The sequence below is a fragment of the Bacillus cereus group sp. RP37 genome, assembly GCF_040459695.1.
In the GTDB taxonomy this organism is placed as follows: Bacteria; Bacillota; Bacilli; order Bacillales; family Bacillaceae_G; genus Bacillus_A.
This window is the reverse complement of record NZ_JARVHP010000001.1, coordinates 3,835,672-3,856,150: the sequence shown is the minus strand read 5'-3', so window position 1 is coordinate 3,856,150 and position 20,479 is coordinate 3,835,672. Positions and strand designations below refer to the sequence as shown.

Below are 20,479 nucleotides of genomic sequence, written 5' to 3'. Positions count from 1 at the left end.
CTGCACACATATGAGTAGCAGTTACTATATCTTTTTATAGAAAAACTTTTTGGTTGGAGGCTAAGGATGTTTACTGAGAAGAGATTACCATTTGAAGTAGGAAAACAAGATAATTTTTATGATAAGTTGAATGAATGGATTGGAGATGTATTTTACGACATCCTTCCGGAAAAAGGCTTTGAAGAGCGTGATGAACAAATTTTTATGGCGTTTCAATTAGAGCGTGCTTTCCAAGAAAAGAAAGTAATGTTCGCAGAAGCGGGTGTAGGAACAGGGAAAACAATTGTATATCTTCTATATGCAATTTGCTATGCACGTTATACTGGAAAACCAGCTATTATCGCTTGTGCTGATGAAACGTTAATTGAGCAACTTGTGAAAGAAGAAGGGGACATTGCTAAATTATCTGAAGCATTAGGTTTAGCAGTCGATGTAAGACTTGCGAAATCAATGGATAATTATTTATGTTTACGTAAGCTTGAAGATGTTATGAGTGGACGAGCTCCAGAAGTAATTGAGGATGTATATTATGAATTACCGCAGTTTGTATTTGATCATGGTACGATGCAAAACTTTACTCACTACGGTGACAGAAAAGAATTTCCGCTTTTAAATGATGAGGAATGGTCAAAAGTAAATTGGGATTACTTCCAAGATTGCTTCACTTGTGATTCTCGTCATCGTTGTGGTCAAACGCTTTCTCGCGAGCATTATCGTAAAGCAGCAGATTTAATTATTTGTTCTCAAGATTTCTATATGGATCATATTTGGACGTACGATGCTCGTAAGCGTGAAGGACAAATTCCGTTATTACCAGAAAGTAGCTGCGTTGTATTCGATGAAGGACATCTTGTAGAATACGCAGCTCAAAAAGCTTTAACGTATCGTTTAAAGCAAACGATGATGGAGCAACTGTTAACAAGATTGTTGCAAAACGATATTCGTGAAGAGTTCGCACATTTAGTAGAAGAAACAATTTGGCAAACAGAGCGATTCTTTGATGTTTTACAAGAACATAAAAAGGAAATCGCCGGTTCTGATCGTTTAGAAATTACTGTGACAGAAAAAGTAACAGCTGAAGCGAAGCGACTTTATGCGAAAATTGGTGAAGTCGGTGATGCATTAGTATTTGAAAGTGAAATGCATACAGTAAACACGTATGACTTAAATATCGTTGATGAACATTTAGATGTGTTAGAACATTCACTTCGTCTGTTCATGCACGAGAAAAATGTAATTACGTGGGGTGAAGAAGGTGATGGAGCCTTCACGTTAGTGATCATGCCACGTGCAGTTGAAGAAGTGTTACAAGAGAAAGTATTCTCGAAGAAAATCCCGTATATTTTCTCTTCTGCTACGCTATCTAATAACGATTCATTCGCATTTACAGCAAATAGCCTAGGGGTAAAAGATTACTTATCATTCTCAGTTGCCTCACCGTTTGATTATGAAGAGCAAATGGCAGTAAACTTACTATCACATACGAAAGAAAATGAATGGGAAAGAAAGTGTCAATATACACTTGAAAATATACAGAAAACAAATGGACGTACGCTTGTATTATTCCGTACAACGCAAGAGCTTGCAGCGTTTAAAGAATATGTAAGTAAAGAGCAAATGTCAGTTCCGTTCTTATATGAAGGGGATCAAGAAATTAGTCAGCTCGTTTCTCGTTTCCAAAATGAAGAAGAGACTGTGCTTTGTGCCGTACATTTATGGGAAGGTTTAGATATTCCTGGTTCATCATTATCACATGTTATTATTTGGTCATTACCATTCCCTCCAAACGATCCTGTGTTTGAAGCAAAGCGTAAACATGTAAATGACCCATTCTGGGATGTAGATGTACCATATATGATTTTACGTCTTCGTCAAGGGATTGGCCGTTTAATTCGTACGAGCGACGATAAAGGTGCTATATCGATCTTCTTATCTGATACAGAAGATAAGAAAGTGGTAGAAGCGGTGAAAAACGTACTACCAGTAGAAGGTAAAGAATTATAAGGAGAAAGCTTGGCGCTTGCCAAGCTTTTTTTCTATTATAAAAGGAATTTAGATTTCCATGTCGAATTAAGTTTGAGGTAGAAAAGGGAGGTTTTTATACGATGACAGTAGCTACATATGAAGTAGAAAAACAATTTTTAACATATGTGAAGAAAATACAGAATTACGGAGAAGCATTAAGCTTAATGTTTTGGGACTTGAGAACAGGTGCGCCTAAAAAGGGTGTAGACCAGCGTTCGGAAGTAATTGGTATGCTTTCATCAGAAGTGTTTGCCATGTCGACTTCAGATGAGATGGGGAACTATTTAACAGAGCTTGAAGCTTTAATAAGTGAAGATAAACTATCTGAAACGACGAAGAAAATGGTTGAAGAGTGTCGTAAAGAATATGATAGAAATAAGAAAATTCCACAAGCGGAATACGAGGCATATGTGAAATTAGAAGCGAAAGCAGAAAGTGTGTGGGAAGAAGCTCGCGAAAAATCTGATTTCGAAATGTTCCGTCCATACTTAGAAAAAATTGTTGAATTCAAAAAGAAATTTATTACATATTGGGGTTACGAAACATATAAATATAATACATTATTAGATATGTATGAGCCAGGTATTACAGTAGAAGTGTTAGATCACGTATTTGGTCAACTTCGTGAACGTATCGTTCCGCTCGTAAAAGAAATATCGGAGTCACAAAAGAGATTAAAGACAAGTGCTTTATCAGAACATTTTTCAAAAGAAAAACAAAAAAACTTTACATTAGAGCTATTAAAGCAATTGAATTATGACTTTGAAGCAGGTCGTCTTGATGAAACGGTACATCCATTCGAGATTACATTAAATAGAGGGGATGTTCGTATTACGACACGCTATGATGAAAAAGATTTCCGCATGGCTGTGTTTGGAACAATTCATGAATGTGGTCATGCAGTATACGAACAAAATATTGCAGAAAAATTTGAAGGTACACCGCTATGTAGTGGAACATCTATGGGTATTCATGAGTCACAATCACTATTCTTTGAGAACTTTATCGGTCGTAATAAATCATTCTGGAAGAAAAATTATGATTTATTAAAAGAGTATAGCGATGGTCAATTCAATGATATATCAGTAGATGAGTTTTATGATGCGATTAACGAATCGAAGCCATCGTTTATTCGTATAGAAGCAGATGAGCTTACATATCCGCTTCACGTCATGGTTCGTTATGAACTTGAGAAAGAATTATTTGATGGTACATTACAAGTGAAGGATTTACCAACGGCTTGGAATGATAAGATGGAAGCATATTTAGCAATTCGTCCGGAAAACGATGCACAAGGTGTATTGCAAGATGTCCATTGGGCTGGTGGTTCATTTGGATACTTCCCATCTTATGCGCTTGGTTACATGTATGCAGCGCAATTTAAGCAAAGAATGTTAAATGACATTCCAAACTTTGATGCATTATTAGAAGAAGGAAACGTAACGCCAATTCGCGAATGGTTAACAGAAAATATTCACCAATACGGTAAAACGAAAAAGCCACTGGAAATTTTAGAAGATGTGACAGGCGAAGGATTAAACGCAAACTACTTAGCAGATTATTTAGAAGCGAAGTATAAAGAAATCTATGAGTTATAAAAAAGAGCTGCTTAATTGCAGCTCTTTTTTAAAGGGGATGGGAGAATGGATTATACATATACAGTAATGACGCAAGAAGAAGCAGAAGAAATTGCATATAACTGGCATTATGAAGGGAGATATTCCTTTTACGATATAGGGGCAGATGAAGAAGATTTAGCTGAGTTTTTACATGATGAGAGTAGAGGAGATCATGCATTTTCTGTGAAGGAAAATGGCACTCTTATTGGGTTCTTTACTGTTTGTCAAATAAATAATGGAACGGTTGATATAGGTCTTGGAATGAGACCTGATATAACCGGAAATGGATTTGGTTTACAGTTCGTAAACGCCGGACTAGCTTTTAGTAAAGAAAAATACGGGTGCAATGATATAACACTATCAGTAGCGACATTTAATAAAAGAGCAATTAAAGTGTATAAAAGAGCAGGATTTGAAGCAATTGGAACATATATACAGAAAACAAATGGTAGTTGTTTTGAGTTTTTGAAAATGAATTATATATGTAAAAATGATTAAGAAACAGAGGGGAGCTTCTGTTTTTTTATTTTTATTTTGATTTAGAAATATAGGATACATATTTTTGTACTTGTTGTAATTGGGAGTTTTGAAATTTTGACAGAGGATGTGTATGATTGAACTTTAGTAGCAAATAGCAGGTTTAGCAAGGAGAGGTAGCATGGTTACAATTAAAACGAAAAATGAAATAGATTTGATGCACGAATCTGGAAAATTACTTGCTTCATGTCATAGAGAAATTGCGAAGATGATAAAGCCAGGTATTACGACAAAAGAAATTGATACGTTTGTTGAAGCATATTTAGAAATGCATGGTGCAACATCTGAACAGAAAGGTTATAACGGATATCCATACGCAATCTGCGCATCTGTAAACGATGAAATGTGTCACGGTTTCCCTAGTGATGCACCTTTACAGGAAGGAGATATTGTGAAAATCGACATGGTAGTAAACTTAAAAGGTGGTCTCTCAGATTCTGCATGGACGTATATAGTTGGAAGTGTTTCTGATGAAGCGAAAAGGTTATTGTTAGCAGCTGAGAATGCTTTATATAAAGGAATTGATCAGGCGATAATCGGTAATCATGTAGGAGACATTGGCTATGCAATTGAAAGTTATGTAGCAAATGAAGGTTTTTCTGTCGCAAGAGACTTTACGGGGCACGGGATTGGGAAAGAGATTCATGAAGAACCAGCGATTTTTCATTTTGGCAAACAAGGACAAGGTGCAGAATTACAGGAAGGAATGGTAATTACGATTGAGCCAATTGTAAATGTAGGTATGCGATATTCTAAAGTAGATTTAAATGGATGGACTGCGAGAACGATGGACGGGAAATTATCAGCTCAATATGAGCATACAATTGCGATTACAAAAGAGGGGCCGATTATTTTAACGACGCTTTGAAATGTTATGTAAGAGTTTACAAAACTCGAACGAAAACAGTGGTTTTTAAAATTTTGTACGTGTTTTTTTGATAAATGCTTTTCAAAGTATAAAAAGTGCGTTATAATCCTTCTATAAAATAAATAGTTAGCTACACTCATATAATCGCGGGGATATGGCCTGCAAGTTTCTACCGAAGTACCGTAAATACTTTGACTATGAGTGAGGACGAATATATTTGCTTGTTTAGCATTCTTTTTTGCGAAACTCCAAAAGCGCGTCTCTCACTTGTAACGAGTGGTGGCGGCTTTTGGAGTTTTTTATTGCATAAGAGGGGGAACAAACATGAAAGTATTACAAGAAAAGATTTTGAACGAAGGAAAGGTTTTATCTGGTGACGTATTAAAGGTAGATGCATTTTTGAATCATCAAATTGACCCAGTACTTATGCAAGAGATCGGAAAAGAATTTGCTAAACGTTTTAAAGAAGAGAACATTACAAAAATCGTAACGATTGAATCTTCAGGCATTGCACCGGCAGTTATGGCTGCATTAGAGCTTGGTGTAAAAGTAATCTTTGCAAGAAAACGTAAATCGTTAACGTTACAAGATAATATGTACGTTGCAAACGTATATTCATTTACGAAACAAGAAACGAATGAAATTTCATTATCTCGAAATCATATCGATGAAAATGACCGTGTTTTAATTATTGATGACTTTTTAGCAAACGGTCAGGCTGCTTTAGGTTTAATGAGTTTAGTAGAGCAAGCTGGAGCGAGTATTGCAGGAATTGGTATTGTTATTGAAAAAGCATTTCAAGATGGAGGAAAGAAGCTTCGTGAACAAGGAGTTCGTGTTGAGTCACTAGCAGAAATTGCATCACTTGATAACGGCACAGTTACATTTGTACAGCAAGAAACTGCGGAGGTGAAATAAACGATGAAGCAACATCCATTTAAAATCGCATCGCTTGGTATGCAGCATATGCTTGCTATGTATGCTGGCGCAATTATCGTTCCGCTTATTGTCGGCGGCGGACTTGGTTTAAATCAAAAAGAGTTAACATACTTAGTCTCAATTGATTTATTAATGTGCGGCGTTGCGACAATTTTACAAGCATTATCAAATCGCTTTTTCGGTATTGGACTTCCAGTTGTACTTGGTTGTACATTTACAGCGGTTGGGCCGATGATTGCAATCGGAAAACAATACGGCGTGTCTTCTATTTATGGAGCAATTATTGCTGCCGGGTTATTCGTTGTTATTTTTGCGAAATTATTTGGAAAGCTTGTAAAACTGTTTCCACCAGTTGTAACAGGATCTGTCGTTACCGTAATTGGAGTTACACTTGTTCCAGCAGCAATTAATGATATGGCTGGAGGAGTAGGAAGCAAGGATTTCGGTAGTCTTGAAAATTTAGCATTAGCATTTGGTGTGTTACTATTTATCATCATTATGTATCGTTTTTTTGACGGATTTATTCGTTCGATCTCTATTTTACTAGGTCTATTGTTCGGTACAATCGTTGCGGCATTTATGGGGAAAGTAAGCTTGCAAGCGGTTGGAGAGGCTGATTGGTTCCATGGTATTCAGCCATTTTACTTCGGTACACCAACATTTGAATTGACGCCAATTATTACGATGATTTTAGTTGCTTGCGTAGGGATTGTGGAAGCAACAGGTGTTTACTTTGCATTATCTGATATTTGCAATAAAAAGATTGGTGAAAAAGAATTAACAAAAGGCTATCGCGCAGAAGGATTAGCGATGGTGTTAGGTGGTATTTTCAACGCGTTCCCATATACAACATACTCTCAGAATGTAGGACTTGTTCAATTAACTGGAGTAAGAAATCGCGTTATTATTTATACTTGTGGTGGTATGTTAATCGTTCTTGGGTTCATTCCAAAAATCGCAGCCATTACAACAATTATTCCGAAATCAGTACTTGGCGGTGCAATGTTAGCAATGTTCGGTATGGTAATGGCATATGGTATTAAAATGTTAAGTAGCGTTGATTTTGGAAGACAAGAAAATTTATTAATCGTTGCATGTTCTGTTGGGATTGGGCTTGGAGTTACAGTCGTTCCTACTTTATTCTCACAACTTCCTGAAAATATTCGTATTTTAACAGATAACGGAATTGTACTTGGAAGTGCGTCAGCAGTACTTTTAAATATTGTATTTAATATGGTGCCGCAGCGTAAAGCGAAAGTAAAAGAAGAGCCAGTTTCTATACAAAGTGCAGTAAGAGAAGCGTAAAAAGCAAGGTCTCGTTATGAGACCTTGCTTTTCTTTTTAAGTGGCATCATTTTCCCGTACGTACCAAGACGCCAAATGTACTCAAGTGGCCCGTATTGATAACGTGACAGCCACCAGCGGCTAATAAAGATTTGCAACGTGTAGAAACCGATGCAGAATAGTGGTCCTACCCATAATGGAGCAAGATAATTATTTTTGAACAATAGTCCGAATACAAGTAACGTAACAATTGTATGTGAGATGTAATTTGTTAACGCCATTCGACCAACGTATTGGAATGGACGTAATAATGTTTGCCATTTTTCTTTTTGTAATAAACGCATGAGCGTGAAAATGTAGAAGATGAATAATGTCTTTCCGCTAAACATTGTAAAGGCCTGCATATAAATTGGTTCATAAGATGGTTTTGATAAGAAATAACGGACCATGAAGAACCACATTGGCAATGTTAAAATGAACATAATAATTTGCCATTTTTTAAGCTTTGGATCTAACTCTTTCGTACGGCGGAAAATATCCTTTTTACCGGCATATAAACCAAGTAAAAATAGCCCAACCGTTTCTGGGAGCATGAATACGTTTAGTCCAATTCCATCAGCATAAAATGCATGGAAACGATTTTGTATTTGTGACACCCAGTCTTCAAGTGGCATGATTGGTAAGGATAACCCAAGTTCCTCCTTTGGCATGAAGGCAATACCAATACTAGCAATTAGCATAAGAAATTGAAAAATACTTAATAAAAAGATGACCCATATTAAAATTATGCGAGGTTCTCTCTTATAAAATAAAAATAAGAAAAATCCAGCGATTGCATACGTATGTAAAATGTCTCCGTCCCATAAAAGAACGTAATGTAAGAAACCAAATAATAATAAAATAAGTAAGCGACGAACAAATAAAGTTTTTGGTCGATCTGTTTTCGCTTCAGCACGAGTCATAAAAATGTAAAAGCCTAGGCCAAATAAAAATGAAAAGATAGTATAAAACTTTGTTTGAATAAACATATCGTAAAATAGACGGATATAGCTATCTAGCCCCTCATAAATTCCGGAAAGATCACGTGAGTCAATCCCAGCGATAACAGGCCAGTTTACAAGAAAAATACCTAGTACAGCTATTCCTCTAATAATATCGATGGAGTGTATCCTCTCGCCTTGCGTAATATTTTGTGTCATTATTTTCCTCCTTGTTAAGTAATTCCCTTTTATTATACAAAATGTAAGATGGAGGGTATAGGGTAGATTTCCATTTTTTTTAACTATTAAGTTGCGTAGTATGAGATATAATAAGAGTGCACAACAAGTTTTAATCTTCTTCAAAACAGGCAGTAAAGCTCCTTATTATAAGGGGCTTTCTTTATGAAAAAGTGTTGATAATGATTCTCTTTAATGATAAAATGTATTCAAAAGTGATAATCATTATCAAAAAAGGTTGGTGTATGAGTATGGTATATGCATTAGTAGCAGGTACAGTTGCTGTATATGCAGTTATTACAAAGTATGTTTTAAATGGAGTAGGAACAGCAAAATGAGTGATATGACATAAAATCCCTTTCATTTGTAAAAAGAATGAAAGGGATTTTTTATTTTTAATGAGAATATGCTGAAAATTTAGTATGATAGTAAAGTGAAACTGTAATCAATGAGAGGATGTATGTCCCGTTGATTATGAGCTCGCAAATAGCGGGGAAAAGTATATACATCTTGGATAAAGGGGAACAAGGGGATGACAAACATAGTACAGACAAACGGTATGAAAAAACTTGTTTGTTTTTATGAAGAGTGGCAAAAACACGGCGATGCAGAGAATAGTTTAAAGTTGTTTGAGGTGATTCAAAAATATAAGCAAGAGCAGCTTATGATTGCGTTCTGCGGTCACTTCTCTGCAGGGAAATCAACGATGATGAATCATCTATATAAAGCGCAGTTGTTACCAACAAGTCCAATTCCGACAAGCGCTAACGTTGTCAAAATTGAAAAAGGGATAGATCGTGTTGTTGTAACGGTTAAATCTGGAGAACAGTACGAGTATGACGGTGCATATTCAGCTGAAGAATTAAAACAAATTTGTAAAGACGGTGATGAGGTAATTGGTGTTCACATTTATCGGAATGATGCGCCAATTCCTGAGGGTGTTATGTTAGTTGATACACCAGGGATTGATTCAACAGATGATGCCCATCAACTAGCGACAGAATCAACGCTGCATCTAGCAGACGTAATTTTTTATATGATGGATTATAATCACGTCCAATCGGAAGTGAATTTACAATTTGTTAAAGAATTGAAACAACGTAATAAAACGGTTTATCTCGTTGTAAATCAAATAGATAAACATAAAGAAAATGAATTATCGTTTGAGGATTATAAAGATAGTGTAAAACAATCGTTCTCTAACTGGGATATTGAAGTAGATGGAGTGTATTATACTTCATTACGAATGATGAACCATACACATAATGAAATTGGAAGCTTAGAAACATTAATTACTTCTATTATGAAAGAAAAAGAGCAGTATGTAAGAGATGGAATGGAGAGAGAAACAGAATATTTAATGGGGGAACATTTCTCGTTTATTCTTTCTGAAAATGAAAAAGCTCTTTTGAAATATGAGGAAGAGTTAGCATCACCGCTTTCCATTTCAGAGATAGTTGAAAAGAAAGAAGAGCTAACGGAAACGAAACATCGCGAGACTAGTAAAGAATCTCATGTGAGAAACGAATTTATAAAGGGCTTACAAGCTATATTAGATAACGCGTATTTAATGCCATTTGAAATGAGAGAATTGGCAAATGCGTATTTAGAAACGAAATTAACAAAATTTAAGGTCGGTTTGCTATTTGCGAAAGGAAAGACGGAGCAAGAAAAACAGAGACGTTTAGATGCTTTTTATTCTGCCTTGCAAAAGACTGTTGAAACACAACTTGATTTTCATGTGAAAGAATTTATTGTTGCCTTCTTAAAAGAAGAAGGATTGTTTACAGAGGAAATTGGGAAAGACATATATGCATTAGAAATTGCTTTTGGACCAGAAATGTTAGCCGAAGTCATTAAACAAGGTGCAGGTTTCACAGGTGATTACTTACTTCTTTATACAGTGGATGTAGCGAATGAACTGAAGAAACGTTATTTTGCAAAAGCACAGCAAATTTTTGATAAAAGTGCAGTCGTTTTAAAGCAAAAGGTGAAGGAAGAAGTTGCCCGTATTGAAGAAGAGATAGAAAAATATACGATGTTGCAAACGGCAAAAGAAACGAAATTGCAATACAGTAACAATTTGGAGACATATGAAAGTTATTTGCAAAATGTTTGGCATGAGCGTATTGCTACACCAGAAGGATTGCAAATAGAGGAGATATTGCAAAGTAAAAAACAAATTGTTAGTGAGAAATTCACACTACAAGAGCAGGAAATTGTAAATGATAACGTAGCGGCTCATGAAGAAGAGATAAAAGGAACGGCAGCTTTAAATATTCAGCGTATATTAGAGAAAGTGAAGAAAGCTGAAACGATATTAGAGCCATTGCCAGCGCTGAAACATGTACAGCAAGAGGTAATAGAAAAAAGGCGTCGTGTGGAAACGAAACAATTTACAGTAGCGTTATTCGGAGCTTTTAGTGCTGGGAAATCATCATTTGCCAATGCATTGCTTGGTGAGAAGGTACTTCCTGTATCACCAAATCCGACAACGGCAACGATTAATCAAATTTTGCCGGTTACAGAGGAAAAACCACACGGAACAGTAATGGTTCAATTCAAATCAAAGCAAGCTCTATTAGAAGATATGAAAGCTGTTTATAAGCTGTTTCATTATGAGGTTACTACGTTAGATGAGGCGTTAGCACAAATTGATAAAGTTATGAAATATCCTTCACCAACTGGGAAGCAAAAAACAACATTTAGCTTTTTACGAGCGGTACAAAAAGGGTATGATATGGTTTCTGCTCATTTAGGGGAGCAAGTACAAGTTACATTAGAAGAGTTTTCTGATTATGTAGCGAATGAAGAAAAATCGTGTTTTGTTGAGTACATGGAGCTTTATTATGATTGTGCTTTAACAAGGCAAGGAGTAGCGCTTGTAGACACACCTGGAGCGGATTCTATTAACGCCCGCCATACGGACGTTGCATTCCAGTATATTAAAAACGCAGATGCTATTTTATTTGTAACGTATTATAATCATGTGTTCTCTCGTGCTGACCGTGAATTTTTAATTCAGCTTGGTCGTGTAAAGGATACCTTTGCTCTTGATAAAATGTTCTTCTTAATTAATGCAGCCGATTTAGCAGAGTCTGAAGAAGAACTTGAAATGGTAAAAGGTTATATCGCAGACCAGCTACTGCAATACGGTATTAGAAATCCGCGTTTATTTGCAATTTCAAGTTTATGTGCGCTTGAAGAGAAACAAGGAAAGAATATTGAAAAAGAGAAATATGGTATTTTACAAAACTCTGGGATTGCTAAGTTTGAGGAATCATTTACATCCTTTATGATGAGAGATTTGATGCTTGTATCTGTGCATGCTTTATATGGTGCATTACAAGGAGCAGGTCAGCTTTTAGTAAATATGATAAATGGTGCAAAGCAGGGGAATGAAGAGAAAGAGAAGCAAACAAAAAAATATGAAGCAGAGCGTGATCAGCTACTTCATATTATTTCATCATATAGTGTGCTTGCCGAAGAGCAGGCAATGCAAAATGAAGTGAAAGAATTGCTTTATTACGTGCACCAGCGTCTATTCCTACGCTATAACGATGTGTTTACTGAATTTATTAATCCAGCGTCACTTCGAACGGATGGAAATGTGAAAGTGCAGTTGCAACAATGCGTTATGGAATTAGTAGCATTTATTCAGCATGATTTATTACAAGAAATGCGTGCGACATCATTACGTCTTGAAAAATGGATAGATGAAGCGATGAAGCGTGCAAAGAATGAAGTTGTATTGAACTGTAAAGCAGAGAATAAATCAATTTCTATGAGTGGAACAGTGGATTATGAATATAAAGATATTACACATAAAGAACCGTTCCCGTCAGTTGAAGTAAAAGATTTTAAAAAAGCACTAGCACATTTTAAAAATGAAAAAAGCTTTTTTGAAAAAAATGATAAAGCTTTCATGCAAGAAGATGCTAAAGCGGTATTAGAACCGCTTGTATCAAATTATGTAGCTGATGAAAAAGATTTATTTGTTCATCATTATAAGCAAGAGTGGGATATGAAATGGAACTTATTCCAAAAAGTGATGCAGCAAGATGTGATGAACTATTATGAAAGTATATTATTTGCATTGGCTGAAACAATCGATGTATCACTATATGAACAAAGTAAAGAACAATTGCAAAAGCAGTTAGTAGAGATTGAAAGAGAAATTTATGTTATATAATCATTATGAGAAAAAGATTCGTTCGATTTTCTTTTGCAGTACTGTATCTAAAGATTTTACAAACCCTGCAAATTCATCAGTAGAAATCATATGAGTAAGAACAAGTCGTCTGCCGTCTGGTGTTTCACCGCATAAGACGAATGAAGAAAATTCATATGTTTTGTTTTCTACTACTAATTTTGGATAGGAATACGTGTCGCTTTTTTTCTTCTTTCCATCAATAGAGATGACGTTGCACTTTTTCTCATTGTTGTCCATGGTGAATCCCTCCTTTTTATTATTTATGGTAGACAAGGAGGGTTTAGAACAATAGAGAAGGGGGAATTTTTTATGTCTGTTGTAATAGAACCTATTTCGAAAGAAGCTATACCGAAATCTTTATTGCTGCTTGCTGATCCAAGTGAGCAGCAAATTGATGCATATGTACAAAGAGGGTTAACATATGTAGCTAAGCAAGAGGAGAGTGTTATCGGTGCATATGTTCTTTTGGAAACAAGGCCGAAGACGATGGAAATTATGAATATTGCGGTTGTAGAGCATTTGCAAGGAAAAGGGATTGGGAAGAAGCTAGTAAGTCATGCCATAGAAACTGCTAAAGGATATGGTATGTCAAAACTTGAAGTTGGTACAGGCAATTCTAGTGTTTCACAACTTGCTTTATACCAAAAATGTGGATTTCGTATTTTTTCTATTGATTTTGATTACTTTTCGAAGCATTATGAAGAAGAGATTATTGAAAATGGGATTGTATGCCGTGATATGATTCGGCTTGCAATGGAATTGACTCAGAACGTATAACTTATTTAGGGGGAAGAGAAGATGGAAGTACATAAAGCAATTACAGCACATTCTCGTAAACAAAATGAAAGTGTAAAAGCATGTTTACAATTAGATGCGCAGCGTGAAGCAGCTATTGAAGCAGCCGTATCTCTTGCGTCAAATGGGAAAGAATTTTCGGTTGATGTCATTAATGTTGTAACAAAGCAAATTAATGCTCTTGCAAAAAATGGTGTTACACTACAGCGTAAATATGTTACAGAAGAAATGGTTATGGAGTATGTAAGTCGTTTGCAAGAGAAAGAAGGTCGTTAAAGATGATAGTTACAGTCGAATGGTTACGTGAGCATATAGAAGATGAGAACGTCCGTATAATCGATTGTCGTTTTGATTTAGCGAATCCTAATTGGGGTAGAGAAAAGTATGAGGAAGAACATATTCTCCATGCGTTATATTTTGATTTGAATGTAGATTTATCAAGTCCTGTAACAGAACATGGTGGTCGCCATCCATTGCCGAATATTGAGGAGTTTGCAGACAAGCTTTCGCAAGCTGGTATTGATGAACATACGACAGTAATTGCATATGACAGTCAAGCGGGTGCAAATGCTTCTCGTCTCTGGTGGTTATTAAACTATGTAGGACATGAGAAAGTATATATATTAGATGGCGGATTTCCAGCTTGGAAAGAGAATGGACTACCGGTAACAACGGAAATGCCTGTTGTTATACGAAAAACATTCAAAGCCAATATACAAGATCGTATGCTTGTAACGATGGAAACGGTCAGAGAGAATATTCATGCAGGTGCAGATGTGACGTTAATTGATTCTAGAGAGCCAAAACGTTATGCTGGTGTAGAGGAACTAGTTGATCCAAAAGCAGGGCATATTCCGACAGCAGTAAACTATTTTTGGAAGGATGGAATTGTCCAATCAGGACAATTTAAGAATGAAGCACAGCAACAAGAACGATTCCAAAATCTTTCGAAAGATAAGGAAACAATTGTATATTGTGGTTCTGGCGTTACAGCATGTCCAAACATTCTTGCATTGAAATTAGCTGGATTCCAAAATGTTAAATTGTATGCAGGTAGCTGGAGTGATTGGATTTCTTATCCAGAAAATCAAATTGCAAAAGAAGAAGATTAATCACTTGCATGCAAAAATAATTTGTATTAAAATAAGGTCACAAGCAAGAAATTGCTCGAAAAACTTTGTATTTTACACATTGGAAACAATGTGATAATATAACGACAAGTAAATAATACATCCTGCGGTGTACGTAACTTATTTATGTCTAAAACCGATGTTAGTTATACGGAAGCTCAATATTTAGCGACCATCATCAAGCCTTCCTTGTGGAGGAAGATGTACGGTAACTGTGAGGGCATCCACCTGCGAGTAGCGGGTTTTTGGACATTTACGAGGAGCGGCACGTGCGGGGGTCTTATTTCAACTAACATTATATAAAATTCCTACGGTGTACGTAGCTTATGCATGTCTTAAACCAATAAGTTTAATATGGAAGTTCAATATTTAAATGTAGCTAACATGCCATCTTTTTAAGAAGGAAGTTACAAACATTTGTGAGAGCATCCACCTGTGAGAGCAGGTTTATGGACATCTAGAGAGAACGGCATATGTGGGGCTAAATAAAAACCTTACGTTTTATACGTAAGGTTTTTTTGTTGTATACATTTATCCATGTTATCTTGATTCACCTGTGAAGTTTCCATAATAAATATAGCACTTTCTGTCTTCATCAATCTCTCTTGAATCTAAAGTGAACTCCATATACATGCCGTCGCGCTGAATAAATATGATATCGGAATGAAGAGATGGTAAAATTTCTTCATAGTTCCATACATCTTTACTTTCAATCAAGTTTGAACTCGTATCCTTTAGCTCTCTAATTTCAAAACCGATGTGGAAGTAAGTAGGATCTGAAGGATCGTTAGAAAAAGTTTCTTGTTGAATATATATAACTGCTGTTCCGTCTGGATCTACTGAAGTTGCGGTAACAACATATGTATTTTTATCTTTTATAAAATATTCACAAGTCATGCGTGCGATGATTTCAGAATTAGAAATATTTGCGTAGTTCCATAAAGCAGGATACCCTTTTGTTTCATCATTAAGTCGATATTCTAAGCGCATTTTATCCCTCTTCTTCCTTTTTCTTCTACTTTATCATGCCATCTTATATAATAGGAATAGAATTTAAAAAGGGGAGTGCGAAGGTGACAAAAACGAAATGGCTAGTAGGCGGTGTCGTAACGTCTTTAATGACCGGCACCTTATTTGGCTGCGCACAAGATCTTCCCCCAAAACCGAATGATAATAGTTGTTCAGATTGGGATTGGGATGATGAACTTGGGGTATGGCAGTGTGATGATAGTAGTTCAGGTTATCGTGGGCATTACTTTTATGGTGGGAGTTACTATCAAAATAAATCCACTTTTAAAAATTCATCGGCGTTTAAATCGTATCAATCGTCTGCGGAATTTAAAGGTGGAATTGGAAGCGGTTCAAAGGGAGGATTTGGGGGCTAAAATATGTCGCAGTACATAAGGGATCGAAAAGAGTTTTATTCGAAATATCCGAATTTTTGGTCGGATCTATATGAATCTGAGTATAGTTTGTTTCATATTTTCTCTATAACAAATCAGACTATGAAACAATTACAATTAGCAACTGAACGAATGGGGAAAATATTTTTCAAGACTGCTAGACTTTTGCGTAATTTAAGTAACGAACAGCTTCTTGAACTTGGGTTTCCTCCTGCGAGCTTATCGTTCATTAGAATGAAAGGGTTATATCCTGAATCTGTTATTTCGCGGTTTGATTTCGTTTTAACAGGTGATAACCAAATTAAAATGCTCGAGTTTAATAGTGATACACCAACTTTTATTATGGAATGTTTTCAAATGAATGGAAAAGTTTGCGAGAAACTAGGCTATGATGATCCAAACTCGGATCAAGAGCGATTACTATCTTCTGGTATTACAAAAGCCATAATGGAAGCGACCAAGGGAATAGACAACCCAAATGTTGTTTTTACAGCACATCATGAACATATTGAGGATTGGAATACGACCATGTATTTGAGTCAGCTATGTCATGTTGAAAATAAAGTAGTGCCAATGTCAGAACTTAGAATTACAAAAGATGCTTTAGTGGATAGGAATGGAGTACAGATTGATGTTTTATATCGCCAAACATATCCGATAGAAGATTTAATTGAGGATCAAGATCCTGAAACAGGAGACTTGGTAGGTGTGGAACTGTTGCAACTTGTAAAAGCCGGAAAGCTTTTTATAATAAATCCATTGTCAGCATTTTTACTTCAGCCAAAATCAATCCAGTGTCTTATTTGGGGGTTAGCAGAAGAAGAGGCCTTTTATACAAATGAGGAACAACAGTGGATTAAAGAATATATGTTACCTACATATCTAGAACCAGATTTATTTTTAGGAAAAGATTTTTTCGTTCAAAAACCTTCATTTGGGAGAGAAGGAGATACAATTACCGTTCGCGATAAGGACGAAAATATTATGCTTCAAAATGCACACCAAACGTATAAAGCGTCACTACCGATATTTCAAAAGTATACAGAACTTCCAGTCATATCTTTGGAAACAGAGAAAGGGATGGAGAAACTGTCGTATGTGTTTGGTTCGTTTTTAATTGCTGGAAAAGCGAGTAGTATCGGTATTCGCGCGGGGGAAAAAATTACGGGGAATGAATCGTACTATTTACCAGTAGGTATAAAAAAGGAGGAAAGTATATGATTAATTTTTTATTATATTTAGCAGTAACATTGGGACTTTTATGTATTGGTCTTTTCCTGATGGAAGTGACAACGAAAGTAAAAGAATTTAAGTTAATGGCCCAAGGAAATAAGGCGGTAAGCTATGTGCTTGGAGGACGATTACTTGGATTAGCTATTGTTTTATATTCGACAGCAGCTAATTCCATTTCACTTCTTGATATGGTTTCGTGGGGAGCAGTTGGGATTTTGGCTCAAATTATCGTCTTTTATCTAGCTGAGTGGCTTACACCACGCTTTAATATAAATAAAAGTCTCGAAGAAGATAATCAAGCAGTCGGTCTTTTCCTTATGTTTTTATCGCTTTCCATTGGGATTGTAATTGCAGGTTGTATAACTTATTAAAAACTTTACGTTAGTTTGCCATACCTTTCGAAAAAATTGTAGGCTACTGTTGACATCTATTTTAAATAAGAGTAACATTTTCTATATAATAAAAATAAGTCTCTGTTAGGTGAGGCTCCTGTATAGAGAAATGCTACTGCCCAAAAATGTCGAGAGACGCCAATGGGTCAACAGGAATGATCGAATTAAGGTTTTTCTTAACGTAGCTGGTAATGTACCTATGCTATACAGTGCTAAAACTCGGCGAGGGAGAGGTCCGTAGATTTCTAATTGTATTAGGAATCGTTTATTTGTGTATGTCATGACCTTTACTCTTTTCGGAGTAAGGGTCTTTTTGTTACCAAGCTATGAGTAGTTTCATAGTATAAACTATAAAATTAAACGAGGAGGTGAGGAGCATGTCAAATTCTGACTCGGTTCCGTTACCCATATACTTCAAATCAAAAATATATGATGTAGGCAGGAAACGACTTGTTCCTCCCTCTATATTTATCGTAATGTAGCGTTTATATGCACGTTTAAGCGCTAGACACTTTCGCGGTAAAGTGGAAAAATTGAGAAACAAAGCGTTTCTTCCTATGTTGTACAGGAGGAGACGATAATATGTTATATGCAAACAAAACTGTGGGTAACACGTCATATAAATTAAGTAAAAAATCAATGAAAGAACAAACAATGCTTCAAAAAAATAAAGATTTATTAATTGAAATCGCAACGAGAGATGTAAAATCTGTATTTGCGTATTTTAAAACAACAAGAGACGGATTATCTATGAAAGAGGCACAAAAACGCATTCAAGTATACGGCCGAAATGAATTAACTTCAAAAAGAGCGCGTATTGCAGAAGTAATGATGAAGCTAAGTGGAATGATCCCAGGTTTTTCAAAACAACATGTGCGTGATAGATTACAATGTGAGAAAATTACTGTGTCTCGAGTAGCGTGTTCAAGTGTAACAGGTTTAAACGGTGAATTAAAAATGATGAATTTACCAGTACAAGAACTTGTTCCTGGTGATATGATTTTTCTTTCAGAAGGCGATACAGTACCAGCAGATGTACGTATCATTTACGCGAATGATTTATTAGTAAATGAATCTGTGCTAACAGGAAAAGATGTAAGTATTGAGAAATTTGAAAGTTGCTATCACCTTGAGCGTAAACGATTTATTCCTTTAAAACGAATGAAAGACTATAATCCACTTGAACTTGAAAATGTATGTTTCAAAGGGACGTATATTGTTGGCGGAAATGCAAAGGCTGTAGTTGTTTCGACTGGGAAAAATACGTATTCAGGAATTCTTCATACTTGTTGTAGTAGAACGTCCTAATGTGTAAATGATGCTAAATATACAAAAACAATGTATAATAGACAAAGTTGAAAAAACGTAGAATGGTAATCTATTTATATAACCTTACGTGATGACGTGGGGTTATTATTTTTTGGGTAGGAGAGGAATTATGAAAAAAGTATTATTAGTTGATGGTATGGCACTATTATTTCGTGCTTTTTACGCAACAAGTGTCTACGGACAATTTATGAAACGACAAGATGGTACCCCTACAAACGGGATTCATGGTTATATGAAACATTTATTAACAGCTATGCAAGCAATTGAACCAACACACATCGTAACATGCTGGGATATGGGAAGTACGACATTTAGAACAGAATCGTTCTCAAATTATAAAGCGAATCGTGCAGCGCCGCCTGAAGAATTAATTCCGCAATTTGATTTAGTACAAGAAATGACTGCGAAATTGTCCATTCCAGTTATCGGTATGAAAGGGTATGAAGCGGATGATTGTATCGGTACGCTTGCAAAACAATACTGCAATGAAGCGGAAGTTTATATTTTAACAGGTGACACGGATTTACTTCAGCTTGTTGATAAGAACGTTACAGTTATGCTCTTGCGCAAAGGAATTGGAAATTACGAATATTACACACCAGAAAAAATTATGGAAGAAAAAGGCGTAGAGCCGTGGCAAATCGTGCATGCGAAAGCGTTCATGGGAGATACGAGTGATAACTATCCAGGGGTAAAAGGTATTGGTGAAAAGACAGCGTATAAGCTTATTCAAGAGCATGGAACAGTATCAGCTGTACTAGAAAATGTATCATCATTAACGAAAGCGCAGCGTACAAAGATTGAAAGTGATTTAGAGAACTTAGATATTTCATTACAATTGGCACAAATTCACTGTGAAGTTCCAATTTCATGCTCACTAGAAGAAGGATTGCACACAATGGATGAAGAAAAACTTAGATTCGTTTGTGAAGAAATGAATTGGGGAAGACCTGAAATATTAATCAATATGCTATAAATAGTTTTGTAAGAGGGATGTTGCATAAGTCGAACTTTGACTTGGTGACACCTTCTTTTTGTTTTGGAAAACAGTTTCTTAGTAAGTGGGAATATGTGTAATGAAACTTTAAATATTTCGACAAGATAAATCGATATAAGATGATGGAAATGGTAATTTGTATAATTAAATGAAGCAATTTCAAAATGGTTTTAGGAGAATCTCTTTTTGTGTGTTCACAAAGTTGTCAGAAAATAAACGGAATTTTCATATGAAGTTCAAATGGAATTCACAACAATCAATTATTATAAGGGCACACAGATAATTCCTTATCTTTTATATAAACCATCCCCCAAGGAGGACAATGAAAATGAGAAAAAAAGTGAGAAAATCTTTTAAACAATTATTAATTGAAAATAAACAATCACTATTAAATAATAAAGAAAATATGAAAGAAATTGAAGAGAGAATTGAGAAACGACATGTAGCATACAGTGCTGCTAGCAATTGATAATTTTGCTTATGAAAAAAGCTTGTAGT

General features: G+C 35.7%; 19 protein-coding genes, 2 other RNA genes and 2 riboswitches. Of the genes, 18 read left to right on the top strand and 3 right to left on the bottom strand.

The window, feature by feature from the left end; all coding sequences use genetic code 11:
- Positions 1–66: 66 nt before the first annotated feature.
- The 6 genes from QCI44_RS20275 (at position 67) to pbuX (ending at position 7,293) form a co-directional block, all read left to right on the top strand.
- Positions 67–2,004, top strand: a complete 1,938-nt coding sequence (locus QCI44_RS20275) for an ATP-dependent DNA helicase (RefSeq protein ID WP_016134023.1) — start codon at positions 67–69, stop codon at positions 2,002–2,004.
- A 101-nt stretch (positions 2,005–2,105) separates the two neighbouring features.
- Positions 2,106–3,623: a carboxypeptidase gene (ypwA, locus tag QCI44_RS20270; RefSeq protein ID WP_353811426.1), complete on the top strand. Its 1,518-nt coding sequence runs from the start codon at positions 2,106–2,108 to the stop codon at positions 3,621–3,623.
- A 45-nt stretch (positions 3,624–3,668) separates the two neighbouring features.
- Positions 3,669–4,142, top strand: coding sequence for a GNAT family N-acetyltransferase (locus tag QCI44_RS20265; RefSeq protein WP_353811425.1), 474 nt, complete (start codon positions 3,669–3,671; stop codon positions 4,140–4,142).
- Between the two features lie 160 nt (positions 4,143–4,302).
- Positions 4,303–5,049, top strand: coding sequence for a type I methionyl aminopeptidase (locus QCI44_RS20260; protein WP_353811424.1), 747 nt, complete (start codon positions 4,303–4,305; stop codon positions 5,047–5,049).
- 116 nt (positions 5,050–5,165) lie between these two features.
- Positions 5,166–5,267: riboswitch (purine riboswitch) on the top strand.
- A 106-nt stretch (positions 5,268–5,373) separates the two neighbouring features.
- Complete coding sequence (locus QCI44_RS20255) at positions 5,374–5,967, top strand: xanthine phosphoribosyltransferase (RefSeq protein ID WP_000866483.1); 594 nt, start codon at positions 5,374–5,376, stop codon at positions 5,965–5,967.
- Between the two features lie 3 nt (positions 5,968–5,970).
- Entirely contained in the window at positions 5,971–7,293 is a 1,323-nt protein-coding gene (gene pbuX / locus QCI44_RS20250) for a xanthine permease PbuX (protein ID WP_016088588.1), read from the top strand.
- Between the two features lie 14 nt (positions 7,294–7,307).
- Here pbuX and QCI44_RS20245 read toward each other — a convergent pair whose 3' ends face one another.
- Positions 7,308–8,471, bottom strand: a complete 1,164-nt coding sequence (locus QCI44_RS20245) for a DUF418 domain-containing protein (protein WP_353811423.1) — start codon at positions 8,469–8,471, stop codon at positions 7,308–7,310.
- Positions 8,472–9,021: 550 nt separating this feature from the next.
- Between QCI44_RS20245 and QCI44_RS20240 the strand changes: the two genes are divergently transcribed.
- Positions 9,022–12,681: a dynamin family protein gene (locus QCI44_RS20240; protein WP_353811422.1), complete on the top strand. Its 3,660-nt coding sequence runs from the start codon at positions 9,022–9,024 to the stop codon at positions 12,679–12,681.
- 3 nt (positions 12,682–12,684) lie between these two features.
- Here QCI44_RS20240 and QCI44_RS20235 read toward each other — a convergent pair whose 3' ends face one another.
- On the bottom strand, positions 12,685–12,939 hold the full coding sequence (locus QCI44_RS20235) for a DUF3931 domain-containing protein (RefSeq protein ID WP_000369740.1): 255 nt from the start codon (positions 12,937–12,939) through the stop codon (positions 12,685–12,687).
- Positions 12,940–13,011: 72 nt separating this feature from the next.
- On the opposite strand from QCI44_RS20235, the gene QCI44_RS20230 reads away from it, so the two are divergent.
- From QCI44_RS20230 to ssrS (QCI44_RS20210), 5 genes are all read left to right on the top strand, one after another.
- The gene (locus QCI44_RS20230) at positions 13,012–13,479 is read left to right on the top strand and encodes a GNAT family N-acetyltransferase (RefSeq protein ID WP_016088584.1); all 468 of its coding nucleotides are present in this window, start codon (positions 13,012–13,014) and stop codon (positions 13,477–13,479) included.
- Between the two features lie 21 nt (positions 13,480–13,500).
- A complete protein-coding gene (locus QCI44_RS20225; protein WP_016088583.1) occupies positions 13,501–13,773 on the top strand; it encodes a YpbS family protein in 273 nt (90 codons plus the stop codon).
- A 2-nt stretch (positions 13,774–13,775) separates the two neighbouring features.
- A complete protein-coding gene (locus QCI44_RS20220; protein WP_353811421.1) occupies positions 13,776–14,609 on the top strand; it encodes a sulfurtransferase in 834 nt (277 codons plus the stop codon).
- Positions 14,610–14,725: 116 nt separating this feature from the next.
- Positions 14,726–14,908, top strand: a non-coding RNA gene (ssrS, locus tag QCI44_RS20215) — 6S RNA.
- A 21-nt stretch (positions 14,909–14,929) separates the two neighbouring features.
- A non-coding RNA gene (ssrS, locus tag QCI44_RS20210) (6S RNA) lies at positions 14,930–15,113 on the top strand.
- A 54-nt stretch (positions 15,114–15,167) separates the two neighbouring features.
- Here ssrS (QCI44_RS20210) and QCI44_RS20205 read toward each other — a convergent pair.
- Entirely contained in the window at positions 15,168–15,617 is a 450-nt protein-coding gene (locus tag QCI44_RS20205; protein ID WP_016088581.1) for a hypothetical protein, read from the bottom strand.
- Positions 15,618–15,700: 83 nt separating this feature from the next.
- Between QCI44_RS20205 and QCI44_RS20200 the strand changes: the two genes are divergently transcribed.
- From QCI44_RS20200 to QCI44_RS20175, 6 genes are all read left to right on the top strand, one after another.
- On the top strand, positions 15,701–16,012 hold the full coding sequence (locus tag QCI44_RS20200) for a hypothetical protein (RefSeq protein ID WP_000169032.1): 312 nt from the start codon (positions 15,701–15,703) through the stop codon (positions 16,010–16,012).
- A 3-nt stretch (positions 16,013–16,015) separates the two neighbouring features.
- On the top strand, positions 16,016–17,251 hold the full coding sequence (locus QCI44_RS20195; protein ID WP_016134034.1) for a glutathionylspermidine synthase family protein: 1,236 nt from the start codon (positions 16,016–16,018) through the stop codon (positions 17,249–17,251).
- Positions 17,248–17,634: a DUF350 domain-containing protein gene (locus tag QCI44_RS20190; protein WP_000606860.1), complete on the top strand. Its 387-nt coding sequence runs from the start codon at positions 17,248–17,250 to the stop codon at positions 17,632–17,634. Before QCI44_RS20195 ends, QCI44_RS20190 begins: the two co-directional genes overlap by 4 nt.
- A 94-nt stretch (positions 17,635–17,728) precedes the next feature.
- Positions 17,729–17,894, top strand: a riboswitch (M-box (ykoK) riboswitch).
- 343 nt (positions 17,895–18,237) lie between these two features.
- Positions 18,238–18,963 carry a P-type ATPase actuator domain-containing protein gene (locus tag QCI44_RS20185; RefSeq protein ID WP_098560734.1) on the top strand — a complete coding sequence of 242 codons (726 nt, stop codon included), beginning with the start codon at positions 18,238–18,240 and terminating at the stop codon, positions 18,961–18,963.
- Between the two features lie 130 nt (positions 18,964–19,093).
- Positions 19,094–19,960 (top strand): 5'-3' exonuclease, encoded by an 867-nt coding sequence (locus QCI44_RS20180; RefSeq protein ID WP_016088577.1) that lies wholly within the window; start codon positions 19,094–19,096, stop codon positions 19,958–19,960.
- 349 nt (positions 19,961–20,309) lie between these two features.
- On the top strand, positions 20,310–20,450 hold the full coding sequence (locus tag QCI44_RS20175) for an FbpB family small basic protein (RefSeq protein ID WP_016088576.1): 141 nt from the start codon (positions 20,310–20,312) through the stop codon (positions 20,448–20,450).
- The last annotated feature ends 29 nt before the right edge of the window (positions 20,451–20,479 follow it).

Coding starts and splice junctions, on each gene's coding strand:
- QCI44_RS20275 (WP_016134023.1), top strand. CDS start 67: ATGTTTACTGAGAAGAGATTACCATTTGAAGTAGGAAAACAAGATAAT.
- ypwA (WP_353811426.1), top strand. CDS start 2,106: ATGACAGTAGCTACATATGAAGTAGAAAAACAATTTTTAACATATGTG.
- QCI44_RS20265 (WP_353811425.1), top strand. CDS start 3,669: ATGGATTATACATATACAGTAATGACGCAAGAAGAAGCAGAAGAAATT.
- QCI44_RS20260 (WP_353811424.1), top strand. CDS start 4,303: ATGGTTACAATTAAAACGAAAAATGAAATAGATTTGATGCACGAATCT.
- QCI44_RS20255 (WP_000866483.1), top strand. CDS start 5,374: ATGAAAGTATTACAAGAAAAGATTTTGAACGAAGGAAAGGTTTTATCT.
- pbuX (WP_016088588.1), top strand. CDS start 5,971: ATGAAGCAACATCCATTTAAAATCGCATCGCTTGGTATGCAGCATATG.
- QCI44_RS20245 (WP_353811423.1), bottom strand. CDS start 8,471: ATGACACAAAATATTACGCAAGGCGAGAGGATACACTCCATCGATATT.
- QCI44_RS20240 (WP_353811422.1), top strand. CDS start 9,022: ATGACAAACATAGTACAGACAAACGGTATGAAAAAACTTGTTTGTTTT.
- QCI44_RS20235 (WP_000369740.1), bottom strand. CDS start 12,939: ATGGACAACAATGAGAAAAAGTGCAACGTCATCTCTATTGATGGAAAG.
- QCI44_RS20230 (WP_016088584.1), top strand. CDS start 13,012: ATGTCTGTTGTAATAGAACCTATTTCGAAAGAAGCTATACCGAAATCT.
- QCI44_RS20225 (WP_016088583.1), top strand. CDS start 13,501: ATGGAAGTACATAAAGCAATTACAGCACATTCTCGTAAACAAAATGAA.
- QCI44_RS20220 (WP_353811421.1), top strand. CDS start 13,776: ATGATAGTTACAGTCGAATGGTTACGTGAGCATATAGAAGATGAGAAC.
- QCI44_RS20205 (WP_016088581.1), bottom strand. CDS start 15,617: ATGCGCTTAGAATATCGACTTAATGATGAAACAAAAGGGTATCCTGCT.
- QCI44_RS20195 (WP_016134034.1), top strand. CDS start 16,016: ATGTCGCAGTACATAAGGGATCGAAAAGAGTTTTATTCGAAATATCCG.
- QCI44_RS20190 (WP_000606860.1), top strand. CDS start 17,248: ATGATTAATTTTTTATTATATTTAGCAGTAACATTGGGACTTTTATGT.
- QCI44_RS20185 (WP_098560734.1), top strand. CDS start 18,238: ATGTTATATGCAAACAAAACTGTGGGTAACACGTCATATAAATTAAGT.
- QCI44_RS20180 (WP_016088577.1), top strand. CDS start 19,094: ATGAAAAAAGTATTATTAGTTGATGGTATGGCACTATTATTTCGTGCT.
- QCI44_RS20175 (WP_016088576.1), top strand. CDS start 20,310: ATGAGAAAAAAAGTGAGAAAATCTTTTAAACAATTATTAATTGAAAAT.